Raw genomic sequence first — 17,595 nt, 5'->3', positions numbered from 1 at the left:
CCGGTTCCCAGTGATCTTTAGTCTCAATCCTGGGCGTCCCAGCCTGTAGGTCACCACACAGCAACTGCAGAATAATAAGGCGAAAGTATTGTTAGCGGAAAGGAAGCCCCCCAATTGCGACATTTGCTTCAACAGCATGCTCAGCGTCGCTTGACAAGCATAGGCTCTAGGTCGTGAAAATTTTTTACAAACTGGTCTTCCACTCCCTTCATTGACACTTGCCTACGTTTAAGTACGCCACGTTTTCTATCATGTTGCAAACTAATAACAACCTCAGAGCTTTCATCAAAGCTAACATGAGTAACTCCAGCTATAGCCATAAATTCTTCTGGCAGTTTTTTCGCTGCGTGCGGATTATGATAAACAAATATTCCATCGTATAAATTTTCATCTGACTGCTGCTTACTATACCTACTAATATCATACTCCATACTTTCTAACTGTCGCGTCAATACAATAAACTTTTCCAGAGGTACATGATCCTCAGACAAGCTCGATAGCTTACCCAAAGTAGTAGTGCAACTATATATGATGGCTGAAATATGAGAGTATTCCGACGAATCAAAAAGACCAACTTTTAACTTAGCTCCATTTTTCTTTATATGACTTTCAAGATACTTATACTCCTTCCCAAAGTCATCTTCACCGAGAATCAGTAGATCTTCCCTTATATCATCTTTATCGTAGTATGCACCGTAGAGCAGGGCCAGTAGCGGATAGTAAAATGATTGGCCATAATTAATTTGTGCATAGTCACCTATCGCCAAAACGAATGGTGACTCCTTAACACATGGTGTATTTGAGTAATTTTTTACGTATTCAGTATGCTTTTGAGTAAACGAGTTATAAAGCCTTACTATTGATTCATCCAAAATTTTATAGTGATCATTATCACCATATACATCATCTAATGTTCTCTCTGCTTCTTTCGGTTCTGAATCGGCAACATTTGAGATCACTGCTTCAATGTAAATTTCCCCCTCATTAACAAGCAAGCAAAAATCTGGCGACACCACATTTTCGTCTGTTTTGTAGCCTAGGCTTGAGAAAACCTCATTTAAATAAACCTCCCAAAATACAGAATGAAAGGTTTCCTGAAACTGATTTATAGTCTTATCAACTCCATCCTTGATTTTAAACCTCTCAATCCAAGATGTTAACAACTCTCGTTCAGAGGTGTATTGAAAATTGAGAAGAGACTTAAATTTCGGATTTAATTTTTTTTCATCTATACGAGACTCAAACCACTCATGCATAACCACCTCACCAGAATACCATCCATGTAAAATCTAAATCTATCTGCACCCGCACGCTCCGGGCTCTCTTTCCATATGAACATGCACCAGAGCAGAGAGAGAGCCACAGTCAAACCATTTATTTCCACAGCTCAATAGTAGGTTCATCCCTAGTGGAATAGCGGCCAACAGTATAGGACGCGTTATTCAATTCTGGATCAATCATAGCAGTTGCATAAATTATTTGATGCCTGGCCTTAAGCTTGGCGGAGCGATTAACTAGCAAACGCTGAAAATTCTGACTTCTAACCTCTTCTACCCCCATGTTCTCCAGCGTATCAATCATACAAAATCTTGGATGCCTGAAAAACTCTTCCTCACTTGCAGCAGCAGTGAATCCAGCAAAAAAACTGCTCTTCAATATCGCTCGCGAACTTGCAGAAAAATAACTTTCACCATCGACTGTTAAGCGATTTTTCTCAAACGAAAAACTAAGACCCTTAGCATTTTCAAAAGAATCTTGCCTACGAAGATCATTATGAAGTAAATGCTTTACTTCCTCTGAAATCAATAAATATGCACGATTTAACCTATCCTGCTGCGCACGCCTTAAACCTAGATTTTCTTCGTCAAGTGAAGTAATCCTTAACTGCAATTCTGTTTTTCGTTGCGAAAGGCTTGAAATGACTCCAGCCATCTTAGACTTCTGATCAAAATCTTCAATCATTCGATCAATGTAGCCTAGCTTACGCTGTAACTCTCTTAATAGTTGCTGATTCTCTGTAGAGGGCCGCCCAAGCATGGAAGACAGTTTTTGTGCTGAAGATTTCCATTCCTTGCCAAGAGACTCTAAGTCTTCCTCCAACTTTAGCAATTTCTCTCTGCGTCGACCTTGAAGCACTTCTGACTGCTTTATCTGTACTGCAGATTCATTCACAAGCCCCGCTATCCGAGCTGCAACCTGCTCCGAATCATACGGAGTCTTACATAAATGGCACGCATAAGTTAGAGCATCTTCCTCACTATCTAAGATACTGAAGCACGCTGGGCATGAATGAAACTTAATTTCTTCTAGATTCCTGGCTACAACCGCAGAGTCTCGGAGGTTGTTTACTTTTTCTTTAAGACCATTAACAAACGCATCCGAGTCAGCAATATCGAGAACCAGAGAGTGAATTGCTTGCTTAGTTTTAGCTATCTCAACTTGCTTTCTCTTAACAAAGTCGTAACACTCCGTCTGTTCCTTCATGCTAATAGGATCAGAAGAATTAGAAGCCATCTTTCTTTCGAGGGCATCAGTTTCTTGCTCTACTTGACGCCTCTGCTTTAACAACTCTTCGCACTCAGCCGAAAGCCAATCTGTGGTCGCTACTTCTTGCTCTGCCTTTCCCAGCACAACAAACAAACTTCGTAATTGAGCATCGATCTTATCAAACTCTTTTTTCAAAGACTTTAGGCTTTGAGTATTCTCATACAGCTCGTTCGTATATGCCCCACAGAGCAACCTGCCAATTGTATCCCTAGTGTCTTTTTGCTCAAACTGCTCAAACCTAAAGATTTCATCAACAGGGCTCAACTGATCAGCGTAAAGCAAACGCAGAACCTGATGCATTGTAATGTTGCCTGAAACCTCCAGAGAAACATCAGGCATTCCGAGTAATCTGAACAGCGCTTGAGAAAAACTTTCGGTCGTTAATGAGCGACGGTACGGATATCTATTCCATGCATTAGCCGGCTGCTTTAAAGATAGTTCATATGCGCCACTAAATATATCCATCGGAGAGCCAGCCGTTTTGGATATATCCCTAGCCAAAGTAACAACCATACCATTAAGCTCGACCTCTAAATAGACACGACTGCAAAGAAGCGCAGCAGTGCTCCAATCCGTGAGATCCCCACCTAATCCATAGTATATAAAATTAAGTATGGTAGACTTTCCTGATGCATTCTCCCCTCGAATTACGTTAACCCCAGGGTGAAGTCGCTCGTCATATACAGGCTTAGCCCCTTTTAAGACAATGAGGCGCCTGACTATTAGCACCGGTTCAAACTGTGTCATATCGATACTCCAGCAATCCTGTTCTGGCTTTCAGTCCATCGCGCCCATAGATGGAGTAGTCAGATGCAAGCACCTTGACCAACTCAACTAAAATTGACTGCTCGACATTTAATTCATTAATACGAGCAAGTACTTCTGGCGGCGCCATCTTTCCAGTTGGCTTTATTCCTTTATGGCCATACGCTGAGGCATCTAAATATCCATTAGCAACTAATGTATCAAGCGCCGCAATTTGAATACTTTGCATCCGACCAAACAACACAAATGAATCAGGCAGTTCACCGTATGGTTTGAGATGATTAAAATCACTCGCCACACGCTTGTATTTCCGATGCTTGGAAAATAGCTTTATCTCTCCAGAGCGGAACGGGTAAAGCAGATAGAAATCCAAAATACGAATTTGATCTACGGTTAGAGAATCTAATCCTTTGGTAATTTCAATAATTCGAAAAAACCTAAACAAAGCATGGAATGGGTCGAAAGCCGCCTGGAAGGTAATCTGGATCATTTATGCCACCGCACGTAGCACTGCTCCGCCAGCCAATACACCATACCCATTGCCACACTGTGATCCATGGATAAAACCCCGGCACCACAGTCAGTAATAGTTGGCTCAATAATCTTAGCATCGACTAATTCATTAATCTCGACTATCGACAACCCATCGACCTGCGGATAGACAAAATTTTGAAAGTTATGTTCAACCCTTGCCAATAGACAAGCCAATATCTCTTGCGCCGACGCGTAATGCGAATACCGCTCAAGTAGTTTTGAGAAAAGCTCTTTCTTCTCTAAAGCGTCAAAAGTTTCATACTCCCTACCCCCTGCTTTAAGCTTGGCCTCTAAACCGTCAATCCCATCTATAGTACGCTTTTTGTGAAACCGACTTAGGCTATCTAAAGTATCTCTAACCCGTTCATTTGAGTCGATCTCTTTAGTCAGCTTTTCGAGCAGCAATTCAATTTTGGTAGCTGCCTTGGCAGGCAACACGGTGTAGTTAGTTATCTTGTCACGCCCTACAAGATCAAGACCCGCAGATGCGCCTTTTTGATTAACAACAGCTGGAAAATTAACCATTGCAACTTACCCAGAATTAGTTGTTTCTGGTTATTTTATCTCTGCCGACGACATCTCCCCCAGCCCGAGCCTTACTTTGATCGGTAATAATCCCTCCATTTTTTACGCTGTTCCTTGTAAACCTGAAGGTTACGGCTGCGCCGCCCGCCGCTCCGGCTACAAAACTTAGAATTTCGGACAGGTGCTGCATAATTACATCCATGAACAAAGCTCCTTTTAGACATCAAAATGCCATCCTATACGGAAGCCTCTTTAAGGTACAGCTGGCCTAACTGTGCACACTCAGGGCGTCTCACTTCACGTAGCACAGTTCCTAGAGCGCTCACACTACCCATCAGGTGAGTGCTCAATCCTCACTTCTCTTTCCTAGGATTTACCGACAGAGAATCGAAAAGGATACGAATGGAGATACCCTAGGAACAAATGATTTTTTAAGTCTTTGAAAAATATCATTTTAATTACTATTTTCGACTCCTGGTGCCGCCATCGCGTTCCACTGGATGCACGGAGCCCCACTCCCGTAATCATGCTCGCATTTTCATACAGCCTGACTCGGCGGGCTTTTCACTTATACGCTGCGTGCTCGCTAACTTAACCGCTCAGCCGCTTTGCGATAAACCTGTTCGCGCTCGCGCTTATCGACGGCCACCACGAACACCATGACCTCCTGGTCGATCACTTGATAAACCAGCCGATAGCCGCAGCTGCGCAGCTTGATCTTGTAGCAGTCGGGCAAGGCATGCAGACGGTTGGCTTCAATGCGCGGGTTGACCAGAATCGTGGCCAGCTTCTTCTAGAGTTGCTGGCGCACGGTATCCCCATTTTGTGCCACTCCTTTAACGCCCGCGCATCGAATTCGAGGCTATAGGTCATCCAGTGAAATCTTAACCCGCTGGGGATTAGCCAGCCGCTCGCGCACCGTTGCGATCAAGGCTTCATCGTCCTCGGTCATCAGGACGGGCTTGAAGGGCAACTGACCGCGCTCTGCTACGTATTGCAAGGCTTGGCGCATCAGTTCAGAAGGGGTGACGCCGAGCTTTTCCAGCTCGTGATAAGCACGTGCTTTGAGGTCGTCGTCGATACGGACATTGATGGACGCCATGGGATGGCCCTCACTGTAATGACATTAGTCTTTACAGTGAGGTAAAAATCTCATTTGGGCAAGCCTACAAACGGTTGGTTTTTACACAACTCACAGGGTTAGGTGTATCGCCCGCAACTCTACGTACCGAGCACAGCACACGCTCACAGCTTATTAGTCCCCGATTCGATTCCACTGAAGGCCATAACTAGCTGATTTATTTTTAGTTACTAGTTGGGGTAAGCCGAATTTTCCAACGAACTCCAGGCGCCCGAAAAACCTAGCCCCGCCGAAACATACCGTTCGTCTGGTGCCACACCAAACAAGATTGGGGCTTCTTCGGCCTCCGTTGAAGGCTTGCAACTTGCAACCCTAAAGCTGTAAAGGCTGGCGCTTCAGGTATCTGGTGCAAGCTGTAAAGGCCCCCCAAACAAATCCCCCTTGCATTAAACCCGTGCCATCACGACAATGAGAGCGATTACCATTTACGCTTTTGGTGGATCTTCATGTCGGGGCTCGATCATTCAGCTCTTCATCGGCTGTACAGCGAACATAATTGTTGGCTGAAAGGCTGGTTGCGCGTGCGCTTGGGTAATGCGGCCGATGCTTCGGATTTGGCGCAGGATACGTTTTTACGGGTGATGACGGCCCGTGTTGATGCGCCTATCCGCGAGCCCCGTGGGTATCTCAGTGCGATTGCGCGCTCGCTGCTGATTGATAAGTCGCGGCGCCGCACGATTGAGCAGGCTTATCTGTTTGCCTTGGCTCAGATGCCGGAGCCGGTGGAGGTGTCGCCAGAGGTGCGTTTGTCGATCATCGAGATGTTGGTTGCAATCGACACGTTGCTCGATGAGTTGGGCAGCCGGACGCGGGAGATTTTTTTGGCGGTTCAGCTTGAAGGGCTGACCTACGTGGCCACTGCTGAACGCTTCGGGGTGTCGGTGACGACGGTGAAAAACCATCTGATTCGCGCCATGACCCGCTGCCTTTTGCTGGTCGAGCCGTGATGGCGTCGACAGTGGATCTCAAGGCACTTGAAGCTGCCGCCACGTGGTATGTGCAGCTCAATGACGGGACGCTCTGTGAGGCGCGGCACCGTGACTGGCTGGCGTGGGTGCAGTCCAGCCCGCAGCATGCCGCTGCTTGGGCACGCGTCGAAGCGTTGCAGCAGCAGTGGTCGATGATGCCCAAGCAAGCGGCGTTATCGAGTTTGGGCGCCGCGAAGGCACAGCGCCGTGATGTTTTGAAAGTGCTCGGGATGTTGCTGGCCGTGGGTGGCGGTTCATGGCTGGCCGCTGAGCAGGTGCCGTATCGCTCGGTGCTCGCCGAACAACGCACCGCCTCGGGTGAGCGTCGCTCGCTTCGTCTGGATGATGGCTCGCAACTGGAGCTCAACGTCAGCACTGCGCTGGATATTCGGTTTGATTCAATGCAGCGGCAGATTCAGTTGTACCAAGGCGAAATTCTGGTTCAGACCACCAAGGCTGTCGATCAGCGGCCCTTTGTGGTGCATACCGCTGACGGCAGCGTTCGTGCCCTCGGCACGCGTTTTAGCGTTCGCCAATTGCCCGAGCAAACACGCGTGTGTGTGCTGCAAGCCGCGGTTGAAGTTCGCCCGCTTCGGCAGGTTGATCAGCCTTTGCGTCTGGAGGCAGGGCAACACGTTACGTTTGATCGCGATGGGGTGAACTCTGTTGAGCTTTTGCCCGCGGGGTCGACTGCTTGGGTGCAGGGTATGTTGAGCGTGGACGACTGGCCCTTGGGCAGGTTTATCGAGGAGTTGGGCCGTTATCGCCCTGGCGTGCTGCGCTGCGACCCAGCGGTTCAAGGGTTGAGTATTTCAGGGGCTTTTCGTCTGGATGATACCGACGCCGTGCTGCAAAACTTGAGTAAGACCTTAGCGGTCAAGGTGCGTTATGTGACGCGCTATTGGGCCACTGTCGAACCCGCATGATCTTAGTTTGAAAATAGTCGGCCATTAAACTTGCTGATTTTGATTCTCATCCGTCTTTGACACAGGCCGCAATGACAGCGGCTATCTGCCAGCCTAACGGAAGGATCACTGCATGCCCCCGCTCCCCCTCAATGCCACCACTCAGATAACGCGCGCGGTTCGCATGGCGGTGTTTGGCGCGTCCCTCACCAGCCTGTCCGGTCTGGTGCTGATGCCAAATCTTGCGTGCGCCCAAAGCCAAACGGTTTATCAGATCGCCGCAGGCCCGCTGGGTAAGGCGCTGGCTCAATTCGGCGTGCAAGCAGGGGTGACTATTTCGTTTGACACCGAACAGGCTCGTCATCTCAAAACCGACGGGCTCGAAGGCTCGTACAGCGTTGATCAAGCCTTGGATCGCTTGCTCGCCAACAGCGGTTTACAAGCAGAGCGTCAGAGCAATGGGGGCTATGTGCTGGTCGCTCGTAACAGTGAAGCCTCGCTGGAGTTGGGCGCCACTCAGGTCACCACCAACCAATTGGGATCGGTCACCGAGGGCACGGGTTCTTACACCCCGGGTACCATCGCCACGGCCACGCGTCTGGTGTTGACCCCACGCGAGACGCCGCAATCAATTTCGGTCGTCACCCGCCAAGCGATGGATGATTTCGGGCTTAACTCCATTGATGACGTGATGCGCCACACGCCGGGCATCACCGTATCGACCTACGATTCCGAGCGGACCAACTATTACTCTCGCGGTTTTTCCATCGTAAACTTTCAATACGATGGCATTCCCACTCTGCGTGACACTCAGTATTCCGCGGGCCAAACCTTAAGCGACATGGCCATTTATGATCGGGTCGAAGTGATCAAAGGGGCGAACGGTCTGCTCGCGGGGGCGGGTGGCGCGGGGGGCACCATTAACCTGATTCGTAAAAAACCCACCGCGGACTTTCAGGGCAACATCGAGCTCGGCGCGGGCTCTTGGGACAACTACCGCACACAGGTTTCAGTCAGCGGGCCGCTGACTGAAACCGGCAACGTGCGTGGCCGGGCGGTGGCGGCGTACCAAGACAAACACTCCTTTCTGGACCACTACTCGCGCGACACCAGCGTGTACTACGGCATTCTTGAAGCTGACCTAGATGAAGATACCCTGCTGACCTTGGGCGCTGACTATCAAGACAGCGATCCAAAAGGCTCCAGCTGGACGGGCTCACGCACGGTGTTCGATGCGGTGGGCAACCACTTGGACGTGCCACGCTCGTTCAACAACGGCCCCAAATGGAGCAGTTGGGCGCAGTACAGCCGCACGGTCTTCGCCACCTTGGAACACAACTTTGACAATGGCTGGGTGACCAAAGGGCAGTACAACCACCAGGTCAATGGCTATGACGCGCCGTTGGGTTATATCTCGCAAGACACTGCCACCGAGAGTTCAATCTGGGCGCAAAAGTACACCGGTAAAACCACCAGTGACAGCCTTGATGTCTACGCTTCAGGGCCGTTCGAATGGCTTGGCCGCGAGCACCAATTGGTGGTCGGTCAATCCCTGTCGATTGCCAAGTGGAAAGGCAAGGACTACGGCAGGGCCACCTATTTCGACAATTCGTATGATTTTTACCAGTGGCACGGCCAAGCCATTGAGCCGCAGTGGAACCAGCCCACCCGAATCAATAACGTAACAACCCGCCAGACCGGGACTTACATCGCAGGTCGCTTCAGCCTCATGGATGAACTGCACCTGTTGCTAGGTACCCGGATCGCCAACTATCACGTCACTGGGACTCGAGACAGCCAAGCCAATGGCAAAGTTTTGCCTTATGCAGGCTTGGTCTATGACCTCAACGACAACTTCTCGACTTACGCCAGCTACACCGAGACTTTCCAGCCGCACACCGAATACTTGGACAGCGCGGGCAAGATGTTGGAGCCCAACGAAGGCAAGAACTATGAGCTGGGTATTAAAGGGGAATTCTTCGGTGGCCGTCTGAACACCAGCCTCGCCTATTTCGAAGTGCATGAAAATAATCGACCGATACAAGACGCTGTGTTCAACGCCATTCCAGACAATGACATTGCGTATATCCCTACCGAATCCAAAACCAAGGGCTACGAAGCAGAGATTTCCGGTGAACTCAGCCCCGGGTGGCAGTTGCAAGCAGGTTACACCCACAAAATTGCTCGAGATAAAGACAGCGAGAAAATCTCTACCTGGGAGCCGCAAGACCAAGTCAGCTTCTATACCAGCTACAAGCTTAAAGGCAACCTAGACAAACTCACCCTCGGTGGCGGCGCACGCTGGCAGAGCGCTGGCTGGCAGACGCTGTACAACAGCGGCTTGAGAAGCTCAGAGAAATTCACCCAAGACCCGTACTGGCTCGTGGACTTGATGGCCCGCTATCAACTTACCGAAAACCTGTCGGCAACTCTTAACGTCAACAACGTGTTCGACAAGGCCTACTACACCAACATTGGCTTTTATACATCGGCCTATTACGGCGACCCGCGTAACGTGATGGTTACCACTCGCTGGGATTTCTAACCCTCCCGCACAGCCTGTCGCGCGATTTTTTAACCTTTGAATAATCGCGTGGCAAGCGGCCTCCTGAGGTGATGATTGTGATCCCTCTTACAGATGACCTCCTATCACCTACCCCCTGACAATCCATCCTTTGTCAGAGCGCTGCGTCGTGCTCTTTAATAGCTGAAAGCACAATGATTTCGATGGCCTGATCGTCTAAAAGGAGCCGCCATGATTTTGGGAAAAACACGTGAACACTGGTACGACAGTTACCCGCTGATTCGCCAACTGGTGGCGTTGCAACCCACCACGTGGTTTAACCCCAACGCGGCGCCGGTCGAGCAGGCCCTAGGTGATGTAGGGCTAACGGCCGCAGACGTTGCCGATGCCAGCGCCCGACTAAGTCGCTTTGCGCCTTACCTGCAACGTGCGTTCCCGCAAACCGCCGCGAGCCAAGGCATTATCGAGTCGGACATTATTCCCGTGCCGCATCTGCAGCAGGCACTCAGCGAGCGCTATCAACAGCCTTTGCCGGGCAACCTGTGGCTCAAGCGTGACAGCCATTTGCCGATTTCGGGTTCGATCAAGGCGCGAGGCGGGATCTATGAGGTGCTCAAGCACGCCGAAGACCTAGCGCTGGCCGCCGGGCTGTTGACCCTTGATGATGACTACGCGTCACTCGACAGCGATCAGGCACGGGCCTTTTTTGGCCAGTACAAGATTGCCGTCGGCTCCACCGGCAACCTCGGCATGTCGATCGGGATCATGGGTGCTGCATTGGGTTTTCAGGTGACGGTGCATATGTCCGCAGATGCACGGCAATGGAAAAAAGACACGCTGCGCTCGCACGGGGTCACGGTCATTGAATACGCGAGTGATTACAGCGTGGCGGTTGCTCAGGGCCGCCAACAGGCAGAAGCCGATCCGACCTGCCATTTCGTCGATGACGAAAACTCGATCAACCTGTTTCTCGGCTATTCAGTGGCCGCCGAACGCTTGAAAAAACAGCTGGCGGCGGCCCACATCACAGTGGACGCGCAACACCCCTTGTTTGTGTACCTGCCCTGCGGGGTGGGCGGCGCGCCCGGTGGGGTGGCGTTCGGCTTAAAGCTGGCGTTTGGCGATGCGGTGCATTGCCTCTTCGCTGAGCCAACGCACTCACCGTGCATGTTGCTGGGCGTCTACACCGGGCTGCACGACCAGGTCAGCGTGCAGGACTTTGGTATTGATAACGTGACGGCCGCTGACGGTCTGGCCGTGGGGCGTGCGTCTGGGTTTGTCGGCAGAGCCATGCAGCGCTTGCTGGATGGTTTTTACACGGTCAGCGACGAAGAAATGTACCGCTTGCTGGCATTGATGGAACACAGCGAAGGCCAGCGTCTTGAGCCTTCTGCGCTGGCGGGCGTGCCTGGCATAACCCGAGTGCTGGCCGACTCGCAAGGCTATTGGCAACGTGCAGGCTTGAACAGCCAGAACATGGCGCAGGCCACGCATCTGGTGTGGGCAACCGGCGGCAATAGGGTGCCCAACAACGAGATGGAGGCGTACTTGGCCAAGGGCCGTGAGTTGCTGAGCAAGGGCTGATGCAAGCGCAAAACCGGATGTGGCAAGATGCACGTCTTGCCGCCCCCGGAATGTTTAGCCCCTAGAGAAACCGCCGTGCTCAACCTTCCCCCGCGAATCAGTTCTCGGCTCAACAGCAGCCAGTTCGCTAACCTGCACACCTTTTTAGTGGCCGCCCGGCACCTGAGCTTCGCCCGTGCCGCGCAAGAGCTATGTTTGACTGCCAGCGCTGTGAGCCACCGTATCAATCGGCTGGAAACGGCACTCGCGATCAAGCTGTTCAAGCGTATGACCCGGCAGGTCAGCCTAACGGACGAAGGCGAACGAATTTTCGAGATACTTCAGGGTGCGATGGGCGAGTTGTCTGAAGCGCTGGAACACTCGTCACAGGCTGACATTGCCGGCCCAATCGCGCTGTATGTCCGACCGTCAGTGGCTCAATGCTGGTTGGTGCCGCGGCTGGCGGATTTCGTTGAGCGCTATCCACTGGTTTCGCTCGACCTGCGGGTAGGCAATGACAACGTCGATTTTCGCACCCGCAACATTGACCTCGCCTTGTACTACGCCAATGGTGAGTTCCCAGGCCTAACCAGCATGCGCTTGATGCAAGAACGGCTAGCCCCTGTGTGCAGCCCTGAATATGCGCAACGCCACCGCCTGCAAGAAGACCCGTACAACCTGAGGCACTGCATCACCTTGCATGACTCGCTGGCTTGGGATCACGCGGCCTTCGACGCCGAATGGACGCTGTGGGCCGAGCAGCACCAGATGCTCACGGCATTGCCCAAACGAACCCTGACCTTCGACCGTTGCGATCTCAGCGTGACCGCTGCCATGAATCACGCGGGTATCGCCATCGGCCGTGAGCAATTGGTGCAAAAGCATGTGCAAAGCAGCGAACTGGTACTGCCTTTTGGCGGTTTCAGCCAGTGCGGCCATTACGACTACTATCTGGTTCACCCGCCGCAAAATACCGTTCCCAAACGGTTGCAGGTGTTTATGAATTGGCTGCGTGAGTGCGCGCAACACACGGCGCTTTAACCTCTTCTGCTCGTTTGCACACGCGTTAACCGGCGCGCTGCAAAAACCCATAAAAAAACGCCTCAATAGAGGCGTTTTTTATTCAGATGTCAGACCTGTTTAGCAGGCCCGTCGCATCAGAAAATGCTGATTGGGTAATCAACAAATACACGGACTTCGTTGCCGCCGACGTTGTAGTCGCTGGCGTTGTTGGAGACGCGCAACCACGAGCCACGCAGACGCACGCTCAGGTCTTTAACCGGACCGCTTTGTACAACGTATTTGGCTTGGTTGTAGATTTCACGCTCGGTACCACGACCACGGCCTGAGCCGTCGTCGATGTTGGTGCCGCGGACGTAGGCGATGTTGTAGGTCAGGCCAGGAATGCCCACCGCGCCGAAGTCGAAGCCGTAACCCAACTGCCACGAACGTTCGTCCTTGGCGTTGAAGTCAGACCAGTAGGAGTTGGCCAGCAGGATGGTGTTGCCACCGTCACCCACGCCGCCCGCATTGCGGTAGCCGCCGTATGGGTAGCCGATTTCGCCAGTGCTGCGCTGGTAGGCCAAGATGACCGAGTGCGCGCCGTAGGCGTAGGTGCTTGCCAAGCTCCAGATTTTGTTGTCTGTGCCGTCAACATTCAGCACGTCACGCGCATAGCCAGAGTCTACGTGGGTGCGGTAGCCGTTGAAGTCAAACGTCAGGGACTGTTTGTCGTCCAAAGGCAGTGCGTAGGTCATGCCCAAGTACTGCTTGCGCAGCTCGTCTTTCATCTCGGAGCCGTACAACGAAGCCGAGAAGTTCTCGGTGAACTTGTAGCTACCGCCGAAGACGTTGATGCTTTTCAGGCCGCCGCTGTTACGGGCTTCGGCGCTTTTACGCGACTCTTCGGTGAAACGACCTACGTTCAGTTCCAGGCCGTCGATCTCTTTGGAGGTCAACAGAGTACCGGTGAAGCTTTCTGGCATCAGACGCGAGTTGTCGTACATCAGTACCGGCAGAGCAGGCATTTGATCACCGTATTTGAGTACGGTGTTCGAGATGCGGAACTTCACTGCAGCGCCCGCTTTGGCGATGTCGTGAGCGGCTTTGCCGTTATGGTCTTGCTTGAAGAAGTCGATACCGCCCGCGCCGCTTTTACCACGACCGCCGTCCAGACGTACTGCGTAGATGCCAAATGCATCCACACCTACGCCGACGGTGCCTTGGGTGAAGCCCGAGGTGAATGTGCCGAGGAAGCCTTGGCCCCATTCAGCTTTGTCTTGGATGTGGTGTTTGTAGTCACGGCTGATGTAGGCGTTGCGCGCCAGTACATTGAGGTGGCTGTCTTCTACAAAACCTTGTGCTTCAGCTTGATCGTTAGCCATGGCTTGGGTAGCACTGAGTACGCCCAGAGCGAGTAGACCTATCCGTGTTTTCAACATTTTATTTTCCTTATTTCTGAGATAGAGACGCGCTGTGGCACTCAAGCTGAAACATTGAGCGGTGGTTGCTTCACATAAACACAAAGACCCACACGAGACACCCGGCGGGTCTTTCGAAAAGTTGGTATATGGCTTATCGCCACAGGCGTTGACGCGAATCCTATCCGTCGTTAAGGCAAGGTGTCAATTTCGTGAAAAATTTGTGAATTATCTAAATTTCAATAATGGCTGATTAACCCGGCAGATTCGCCTGCCTCAGTGTTAATCCAGCCATAGGCTCGCGCCGAAGGGTTTGAGGCGTTGCGCAGGGTAACTTGCCCCCTGCGCAAACGCTGATGCCACGAGAAGAGGTCAGATCACGCCTTGTGCGGCGCGGGCTGTTGCTGAGTCAGACAATGGATGTTGCCACCGCCCAACAGCAGCTCACGACCCGGCACCATCACCACTTCGTGCTGTGGGAAAAGGCTTTGCAGGATGTCTTTGGCGAGTGCGTCCTTCGGGTCGTCAAAGCTGGGAGCGATGATGCCGCCGTTGACGATCAAGAAGTTCACGTAAGAGCCAGCCAAGCGCTCTGTGGGGTTGCGGTCTTGGCTACCGGCGACTTTATCCACACCGTCGCACTCTTCTTGGGTGGCGTACATCGGCCCGGGAATCGGCATTTTGTGCACCACAAACGAACGGCCCTTGGCATCGGTCGTGGTGGCCAGGACTTTCATGGCTTCATGGCAACGCACGTAGTTCGGGTCGCGCTCGTCATCGGTCCACGCCAGCAGCACTTCCCCCGGCGCAACGTAACAGCAGAAGTTATCCACATGGCCGTCAGTTTCGTCGTTGAACAGCCCGTCTGGCAGCCAGATGATCTTATCCACAGCCAGTTGCGCACGTAGCACGTCTTCGATTTCTTCACGGGACAAGTGCGGGTTACGGTTGCGGTTCATCAGGCATTCAGTGGTAGTGATCAGCGTACCTTCACCATCCACGTGGATCGAACCGCCTTCAAGCACAAAACCTTCGGTGTAGTAGCGCGACGTTCGCTCCACTTCGAGGATTTTGCCGCCGACCTGCTGATCGCGGTTCCAAGGAAAGTACAAGCCGCCGTCAAAGCCGCCCCACGCGTTGAAGTCCCAATTTACGCCACGCACTTCGCCGCTGTTGTTGATCACGAAGGTCGGGCCACTGTCACGCACCCAAGCGTCATCGCTGGAAAGCTCGATCACGCGGATGTTCGGGACATCGAGTTGCGCGCGAGCATTTTCGTACTGGGCTGCCGATACACCAACAGTCACCGGCTCAAAGCGGGCGATCGCCTTGGCCACAGCAACGTGCGCGGCTTGCGCAGGCTTAGCGCCCAAACGCCAGTTGTCGGAACGCTCAGGCCAGATCATCCAAACCTGAGTCTGAGGCGCCCATTCAGCGGGCATGTAAAAGCCGTCAGCGCGGGGCGTACTGTGCAATGTCGTCATAACCGTCAGGGCTCCAAGGAAGCAATTAAGGAGTAAATGGGCAGATCCATCAGACTGGCCTGAAACAGTGGACGCCCGTCTGCAATTCGTCAATGAATGACGCCTTTATAGCCGATAAATATCTATTATTAAAACCGATTGTCGAATTAAACCCGCAATAAAATACCTTTATTACAGATATAAATCGACTTAAAGGCAACGTTTGGGCTTGTCTGTTGATAAGCAGATCGCTCTCCCCTTGCACCTGGGTACGCATCCTCACAAGCTATGCTCCACATGACTTAAGACCGTCAGGGAATAGGAGTATGAACATGCGTATTTTAGTGACCGGCGGCGCCGGTTTTATTGGTTCAGCCCTAATCCGTCACATAATCAACAACACCGCGCACGAAGTACTTAACCTCGATAAGTTGACCTACGCGGGCAACCTGGAGTCGCTGCAAAGCATCGCTACGGATACGCGCTACGAATTCGTACAGGCTGACATTGTCGACCAGACGACAATCAGCGCAGTGATCGAACGCTTTCAGCCGCACGCCATCATGCACTTGGCCGCCGAGTCGCACGTTGACCGCTCGATCGACGGCCCATCGGACTTCATTCAAACCAACATCGTTGGCACCTACAGCCTGTTGCAAGCCGCCCGCGCCTATTGGTCAACGCTGCAAGAACCGGCAAAAAGTGCCTTTCGCTTCCATCACATCTCGACTGACGAAGTGTACGGCGACTTGCATGGCGTCGATGACTTGTTCACAGAAACCACGCCTTACGCCCCAAGCTCGCCCTACTCCGCCAGCAAGGCCGCGTCTGATCACTTAGTCCGCGCGTGGCACCGCACTTACGGCTTACCGGTGCTGGTGAGCAATTGCTCCAATAACTACGGCCCCTTTCACTTCCCGGAAAAGCTGATTCCGCTGGTCATTCTCAATGCACTGGCGGGTAAACCGCTGCCGGTGTACGGCAATGGCCTGCAAGTGCGCGATTGGCTGTTCGTTGAAGACCATGCCCGCGCCCTGCTTACGGTGTTAACAGAGGGTATGGTCGGCGAAACCTACAACATCGGTGGCCATAACCAGCATCAGAATATCGACGTAGTCCGTAGCATCTGCGCGTTGCTCGAAGAGCTAGCGCCTGAACACCCGCCAGGTGTGGCGCAATTCGCCGACCTGATCACCTTCGTCAAAACGGTGCAGTGGTACTTGGACCATTTAGAGTGGTGTAAACGCGCCCAAGACGGTAGCTATCAAGGCCAGCGCCTAGGCTTTACCGATACACAAGACCTGATCGCATGAGCGCACCCGAGCGGTTGAAAATATTAATCAGCGGCAAGACTGGCCAACTGGCCATTGAGCTGCAAAAACAACTGGCCGGTCTGGCCGAGCTGATTGTGCTGGGGCGCGAGGACTTGGACTTGAGCCAGCCCGAGCAAATTCGTACTCAGGTTCGTGCCCACCAGCCAGGCTTGATCATCAATGCGGCGGCGCACACGGCGGTGGATCTGGCAGAAAGCGAACCGGGGCTGGCGTTTGCAATCAATGGCGCCGCGCCGGGGGTTTTCGCAGAAGAAGCCAAGGCGTTAGGCATCCCACTGATTCACTACTCCACCGATTACGTGTTTGATGGCCAAAAACCCGCGCCTTATACCGAACACGATCAACCTAACCCTCTGAGCGTCTACGGCAAGAGCAAGCTGGCGGGCGAGCAGGCAATAACCGCGGTGGGCGGGCAGCATTTGATTCTGCGCACCAGTTGGGTGTATGCGAGCCACGGCAAAAACTTCTTGCTGAGCATGCAGCGTTTGCTGACACAAAACACCGAGCTGCGCGTGGTGGCTGACCAAGTGGGCGCCCCGACGTGGGCGAGCACGGTTGCCCAAAGTACGCGGGCATTGGTCGAGCGCTGGCACACGGGTGACGCCGCAGCCTGGGGCATCTACCACCTGACGGCACGGGGCGAAACCTCATGGTTTGGTTTTGCCCAAGCCATTGCTCAACACTTGGCGGTCCAAGGCAAAGCGTGCGCCATGCTTGAGCCGATTCCGACCAGCGCCTATCCAACGCCCGCACTTCGCCCGTTAAACTCGCGGCTTGATTGCGGCCGCCTGGAACGCGAGTGGCACGTGACGCAGCCAGATTGGCGTGCTGCACTCGACGAGTGCATGGCCGGGCAATCATTTTAAAGATCAACAGATCGTGAGCAAGCTCGCTCCTACAGTTTTT

At 52.6% G+C, this 17,595-nt stretch carries 15 protein-coding genes and 1 pseudogene; 7 read left to right on the top strand and 9 right to left on the bottom strand.

Annotation, left to right across the window (positions count from 1 at the left end; all coding sequences use genetic code 11):
- Nucleotides 1-140: 140 nt before the first annotated feature.
- The 7 genes and pseudogenes from AQS70_RS15380 to AQS70_RS15350 form a co-directional block, all read right to left on the bottom strand.
- Nucleotides 141-1,256, bottom strand: a complete 1,116-nt coding sequence (locus tag AQS70_RS15380) for a hypothetical protein (protein WP_055103629.1) — start codon at nucleotides 1,254-1,256, stop codon at nucleotides 141-143.
- Between the two features lie 118 nt (nucleotides 1,257-1,374).
- Nucleotides 1,375-3,294 carry an AAA family ATPase gene (locus tag AQS70_RS15375; RefSeq protein ID WP_055103628.1) on the bottom strand — a complete coding sequence of 640 codons (1,920 nt, stop codon included), beginning with the start codon at nucleotides 3,292-3,294 and terminating at the stop codon, nucleotides 1,375-1,377.
- The gene (locus AQS70_RS15370; RefSeq protein ID WP_055103627.1) at nucleotides 3,281-3,802 is read right to left on the bottom strand and encodes an ABC-three component system middle component 5; all 522 of its coding nucleotides are present in this window, start codon (nucleotides 3,800-3,802) and stop codon (nucleotides 3,281-3,283) included. Before AQS70_RS15370 ends, AQS70_RS15375 begins: the two co-directional genes overlap by 14 nt.
- On the bottom strand, nucleotides 3,799-4,371 hold the full coding sequence (locus tag AQS70_RS15365; protein WP_055103626.1) for an ABC-three component system protein: 573 nt from the start codon (nucleotides 4,369-4,371) through the stop codon (nucleotides 3,799-3,801). The genes AQS70_RS15370 and AQS70_RS15365 overlap by 4 nt, the downstream gene beginning before the upstream one ends.
- A 16-nt stretch (nucleotides 4,372-4,387) precedes the next feature.
- Nucleotides 4,388-4,573: a hypothetical protein gene (locus tag AQS70_RS15360; RefSeq protein WP_055103625.1), complete on the bottom strand. Its 186-nt coding sequence runs from the start codon at nucleotides 4,571-4,573 to the stop codon at nucleotides 4,388-4,390.
- A 384-nt stretch (nucleotides 4,574-4,957) separates the two neighbouring features.
- Nucleotides 4,958-5,244, bottom strand: a pseudogene (locus tag AQS70_RS15355) (type II toxin-antitoxin system RelE family toxin).
- Nucleotides 5,234-5,473: a type II toxin-antitoxin system RelB/DinJ family antitoxin gene (locus AQS70_RS15350; protein WP_055103624.1), complete on the bottom strand. Its 240-nt coding sequence runs from the start codon at nucleotides 5,471-5,473 to the stop codon at nucleotides 5,234-5,236. The pseudogene AQS70_RS15355 and the gene AQS70_RS15350 overlap by 11 nt, the downstream one beginning before the upstream one ends.
- Nucleotides 5,474-5,958: 485 nt before the next feature.
- Between AQS70_RS15350 and AQS70_RS15345 the strand changes: the two genes are divergently transcribed.
- The 5 genes from AQS70_RS15345 (at nucleotide 5,959) to dsdC (ending at nucleotide 12,513) form a co-directional block, all read left to right on the top strand.
- Nucleotides 5,959-6,459: a sigma-70 family RNA polymerase sigma factor gene (locus AQS70_RS15345; protein WP_055103623.1), complete on the top strand. Its 501-nt coding sequence runs from the start codon at nucleotides 5,959-5,961 to the stop codon at nucleotides 6,457-6,459.
- 11 nt (nucleotides 6,460-6,470) lie between these two features.
- Nucleotides 6,471-7,406, top strand: a complete 936-nt coding sequence (locus tag AQS70_RS15340) for a FecR domain-containing protein (protein ID WP_082428124.1) — start codon at nucleotides 6,471-6,473, stop codon at nucleotides 7,404-7,406.
- Between the two features lie 112 nt (nucleotides 7,407-7,518).
- The gene (locus tag AQS70_RS15335; protein ID WP_055103621.1) at nucleotides 7,519-9,930 is read left to right on the top strand and encodes a TonB-dependent siderophore receptor; all 2,412 of its coding nucleotides are present in this window, start codon (nucleotides 7,519-7,521) and stop codon (nucleotides 9,928-9,930) included.
- Nucleotides 9,931-10,140: 210 nt separating this feature from the next.
- A complete protein-coding gene (dsdA, locus tag AQS70_RS15330; RefSeq protein WP_055103620.1) occupies nucleotides 10,141-11,493 on the top strand; it encodes a D-serine ammonia-lyase in 1,353 nt (450 codons plus the stop codon).
- Nucleotides 11,494-11,568: 75 nt separating this feature from the next.
- Nucleotides 11,569-12,513, top strand: a complete 945-nt coding sequence (gene dsdC / locus AQS70_RS15325) for a DNA-binding transcriptional regulator DsdC (protein WP_055103619.1) — start codon at nucleotides 11,569-11,571, stop codon at nucleotides 12,511-12,513.
- 116 nt (nucleotides 12,514-12,629) lie between these two features.
- Here the strand turns inward: dsdC and AQS70_RS15320 are convergent, their stop codons facing one another.
- Together AQS70_RS15320 and aguA are read right to left on the bottom strand one after the other, a co-directional pair.
- Nucleotides 12,630-13,913 carry an OprD family porin gene (locus tag AQS70_RS15320; protein ID WP_055103618.1) on the bottom strand — a complete coding sequence of 428 codons (1,284 nt, stop codon included), beginning with the start codon at nucleotides 13,911-13,913 and terminating at the stop codon, nucleotides 12,630-12,632.
- A gap of 356 nt (nucleotides 13,914-14,269) precedes the next feature.
- Nucleotides 14,270-15,376: an agmatine deiminase gene (gene aguA, locus AQS70_RS15315; RefSeq protein WP_055103617.1), complete on the bottom strand. Its 1,107-nt coding sequence runs from the start codon at nucleotides 15,374-15,376 to the stop codon at nucleotides 14,270-14,272.
- A gap of 311 nt (nucleotides 15,377-15,687) precedes the next feature.
- On the opposite strand from aguA, the gene rfbB reads away from it, so the two are divergent.
- A complete protein-coding gene (gene rfbB / locus AQS70_RS15310) occupies nucleotides 15,688-16,668 on the top strand; it encodes a dTDP-glucose 4,6-dehydratase (RefSeq protein WP_055103616.1) in 981 nt (326 codons plus the stop codon).
- Nucleotides 16,669-16,682: 14 nt separating this feature from the next.
- Complete coding sequence (rfbD, locus tag AQS70_RS15305) at nucleotides 16,683-17,555, top strand: dTDP-4-dehydrorhamnose reductase (protein ID WP_055103642.1); 873 nt, start codon at nucleotides 16,683-16,685, stop codon at nucleotides 17,553-17,555.
- Nucleotides 17,556-17,595 lie beyond the last annotated feature (40 nt).

Source organism: Pseudomonas endophytica, assembly GCF_001411475.1.
GTDB lineage: Bacteria > Pseudomonadota > Gammaproteobacteria > Pseudomonadales > Pseudomonadaceae > Aquipseudomonas > Aquipseudomonas endophytica.
This window is presented reverse-complemented; position numbering and strand designations above follow the sequence as displayed.

What these genes read in the sequence shown, in the direction of transcription:
- AQS70_RS15380 (WP_055103629.1), bottom strand. Translation starts at nt 1,256, where the DNA reads ATGCATGAGTGGTTTGAGTCTCGTATAGATGAAAAAAAATTAAATCCG.
- AQS70_RS15375 (WP_055103628.1), bottom strand. Translation starts at nt 3,294, where the DNA reads ATGACACAGTTTGAACCGGTGCTAATAGTCAGGCGCCTCATTGTCTTA.
- AQS70_RS15370 (WP_055103627.1), bottom strand. Translation starts at nt 3,802, where the DNA reads ATGATCCAGATTACCTTCCAGGCGGCTTTCGACCCATTCCATGCTTTG.
- AQS70_RS15365 (WP_055103626.1), bottom strand. Translation starts at nt 4,371, where the DNA reads ATGGTTAATTTTCCAGCTGTTGTTAATCAAAAAGGCGCATCTGCGGGT.
- AQS70_RS15360 (WP_055103625.1), bottom strand. Translation starts at nt 4,573, where the DNA reads ATGGATGTAATTATGCAGCACCTGTCCGAAATTCTAAGTTTTGTAGCC.
- AQS70_RS15350 (WP_055103624.1), bottom strand. Translation starts at nt 5,473, where the DNA reads ATGGCGTCCATCAATGTCCGTATCGACGACGACCTCAAAGCACGTGCT.
- AQS70_RS15345 (WP_055103623.1), top strand. Translation starts at nt 5,959, where the DNA reads ATGTCGGGGCTCGATCATTCAGCTCTTCATCGGCTGTACAGCGAACAT.
- AQS70_RS15335 (WP_055103621.1), top strand. Translation starts at nt 7,519, where the DNA reads ATGCCCCCGCTCCCCCTCAATGCCACCACTCAGATAACGCGCGCGGTT.
- dsdA (WP_055103620.1), top strand. Translation starts at nt 10,141, where the DNA reads ATGATTTTGGGAAAAACACGTGAACACTGGTACGACAGTTACCCGCTG.
- AQS70_RS15320 (WP_055103618.1), bottom strand. Translation starts at nt 13,913, where the DNA reads ATGTTGAAAACACGGATAGGTCTACTCGCTCTGGGCGTACTCAGTGCT.
- aguA (WP_055103617.1), bottom strand. Translation starts at nt 15,376, where the DNA reads ATGACGACATTGCACAGTACGCCCCGCGCTGACGGCTTTTACATGCCC.
- rfbB (WP_055103616.1), top strand. Translation starts at nt 15,688, where the DNA reads ATGCGTATTTTAGTGACCGGCGGCGCCGGTTTTATTGGTTCAGCCCTA.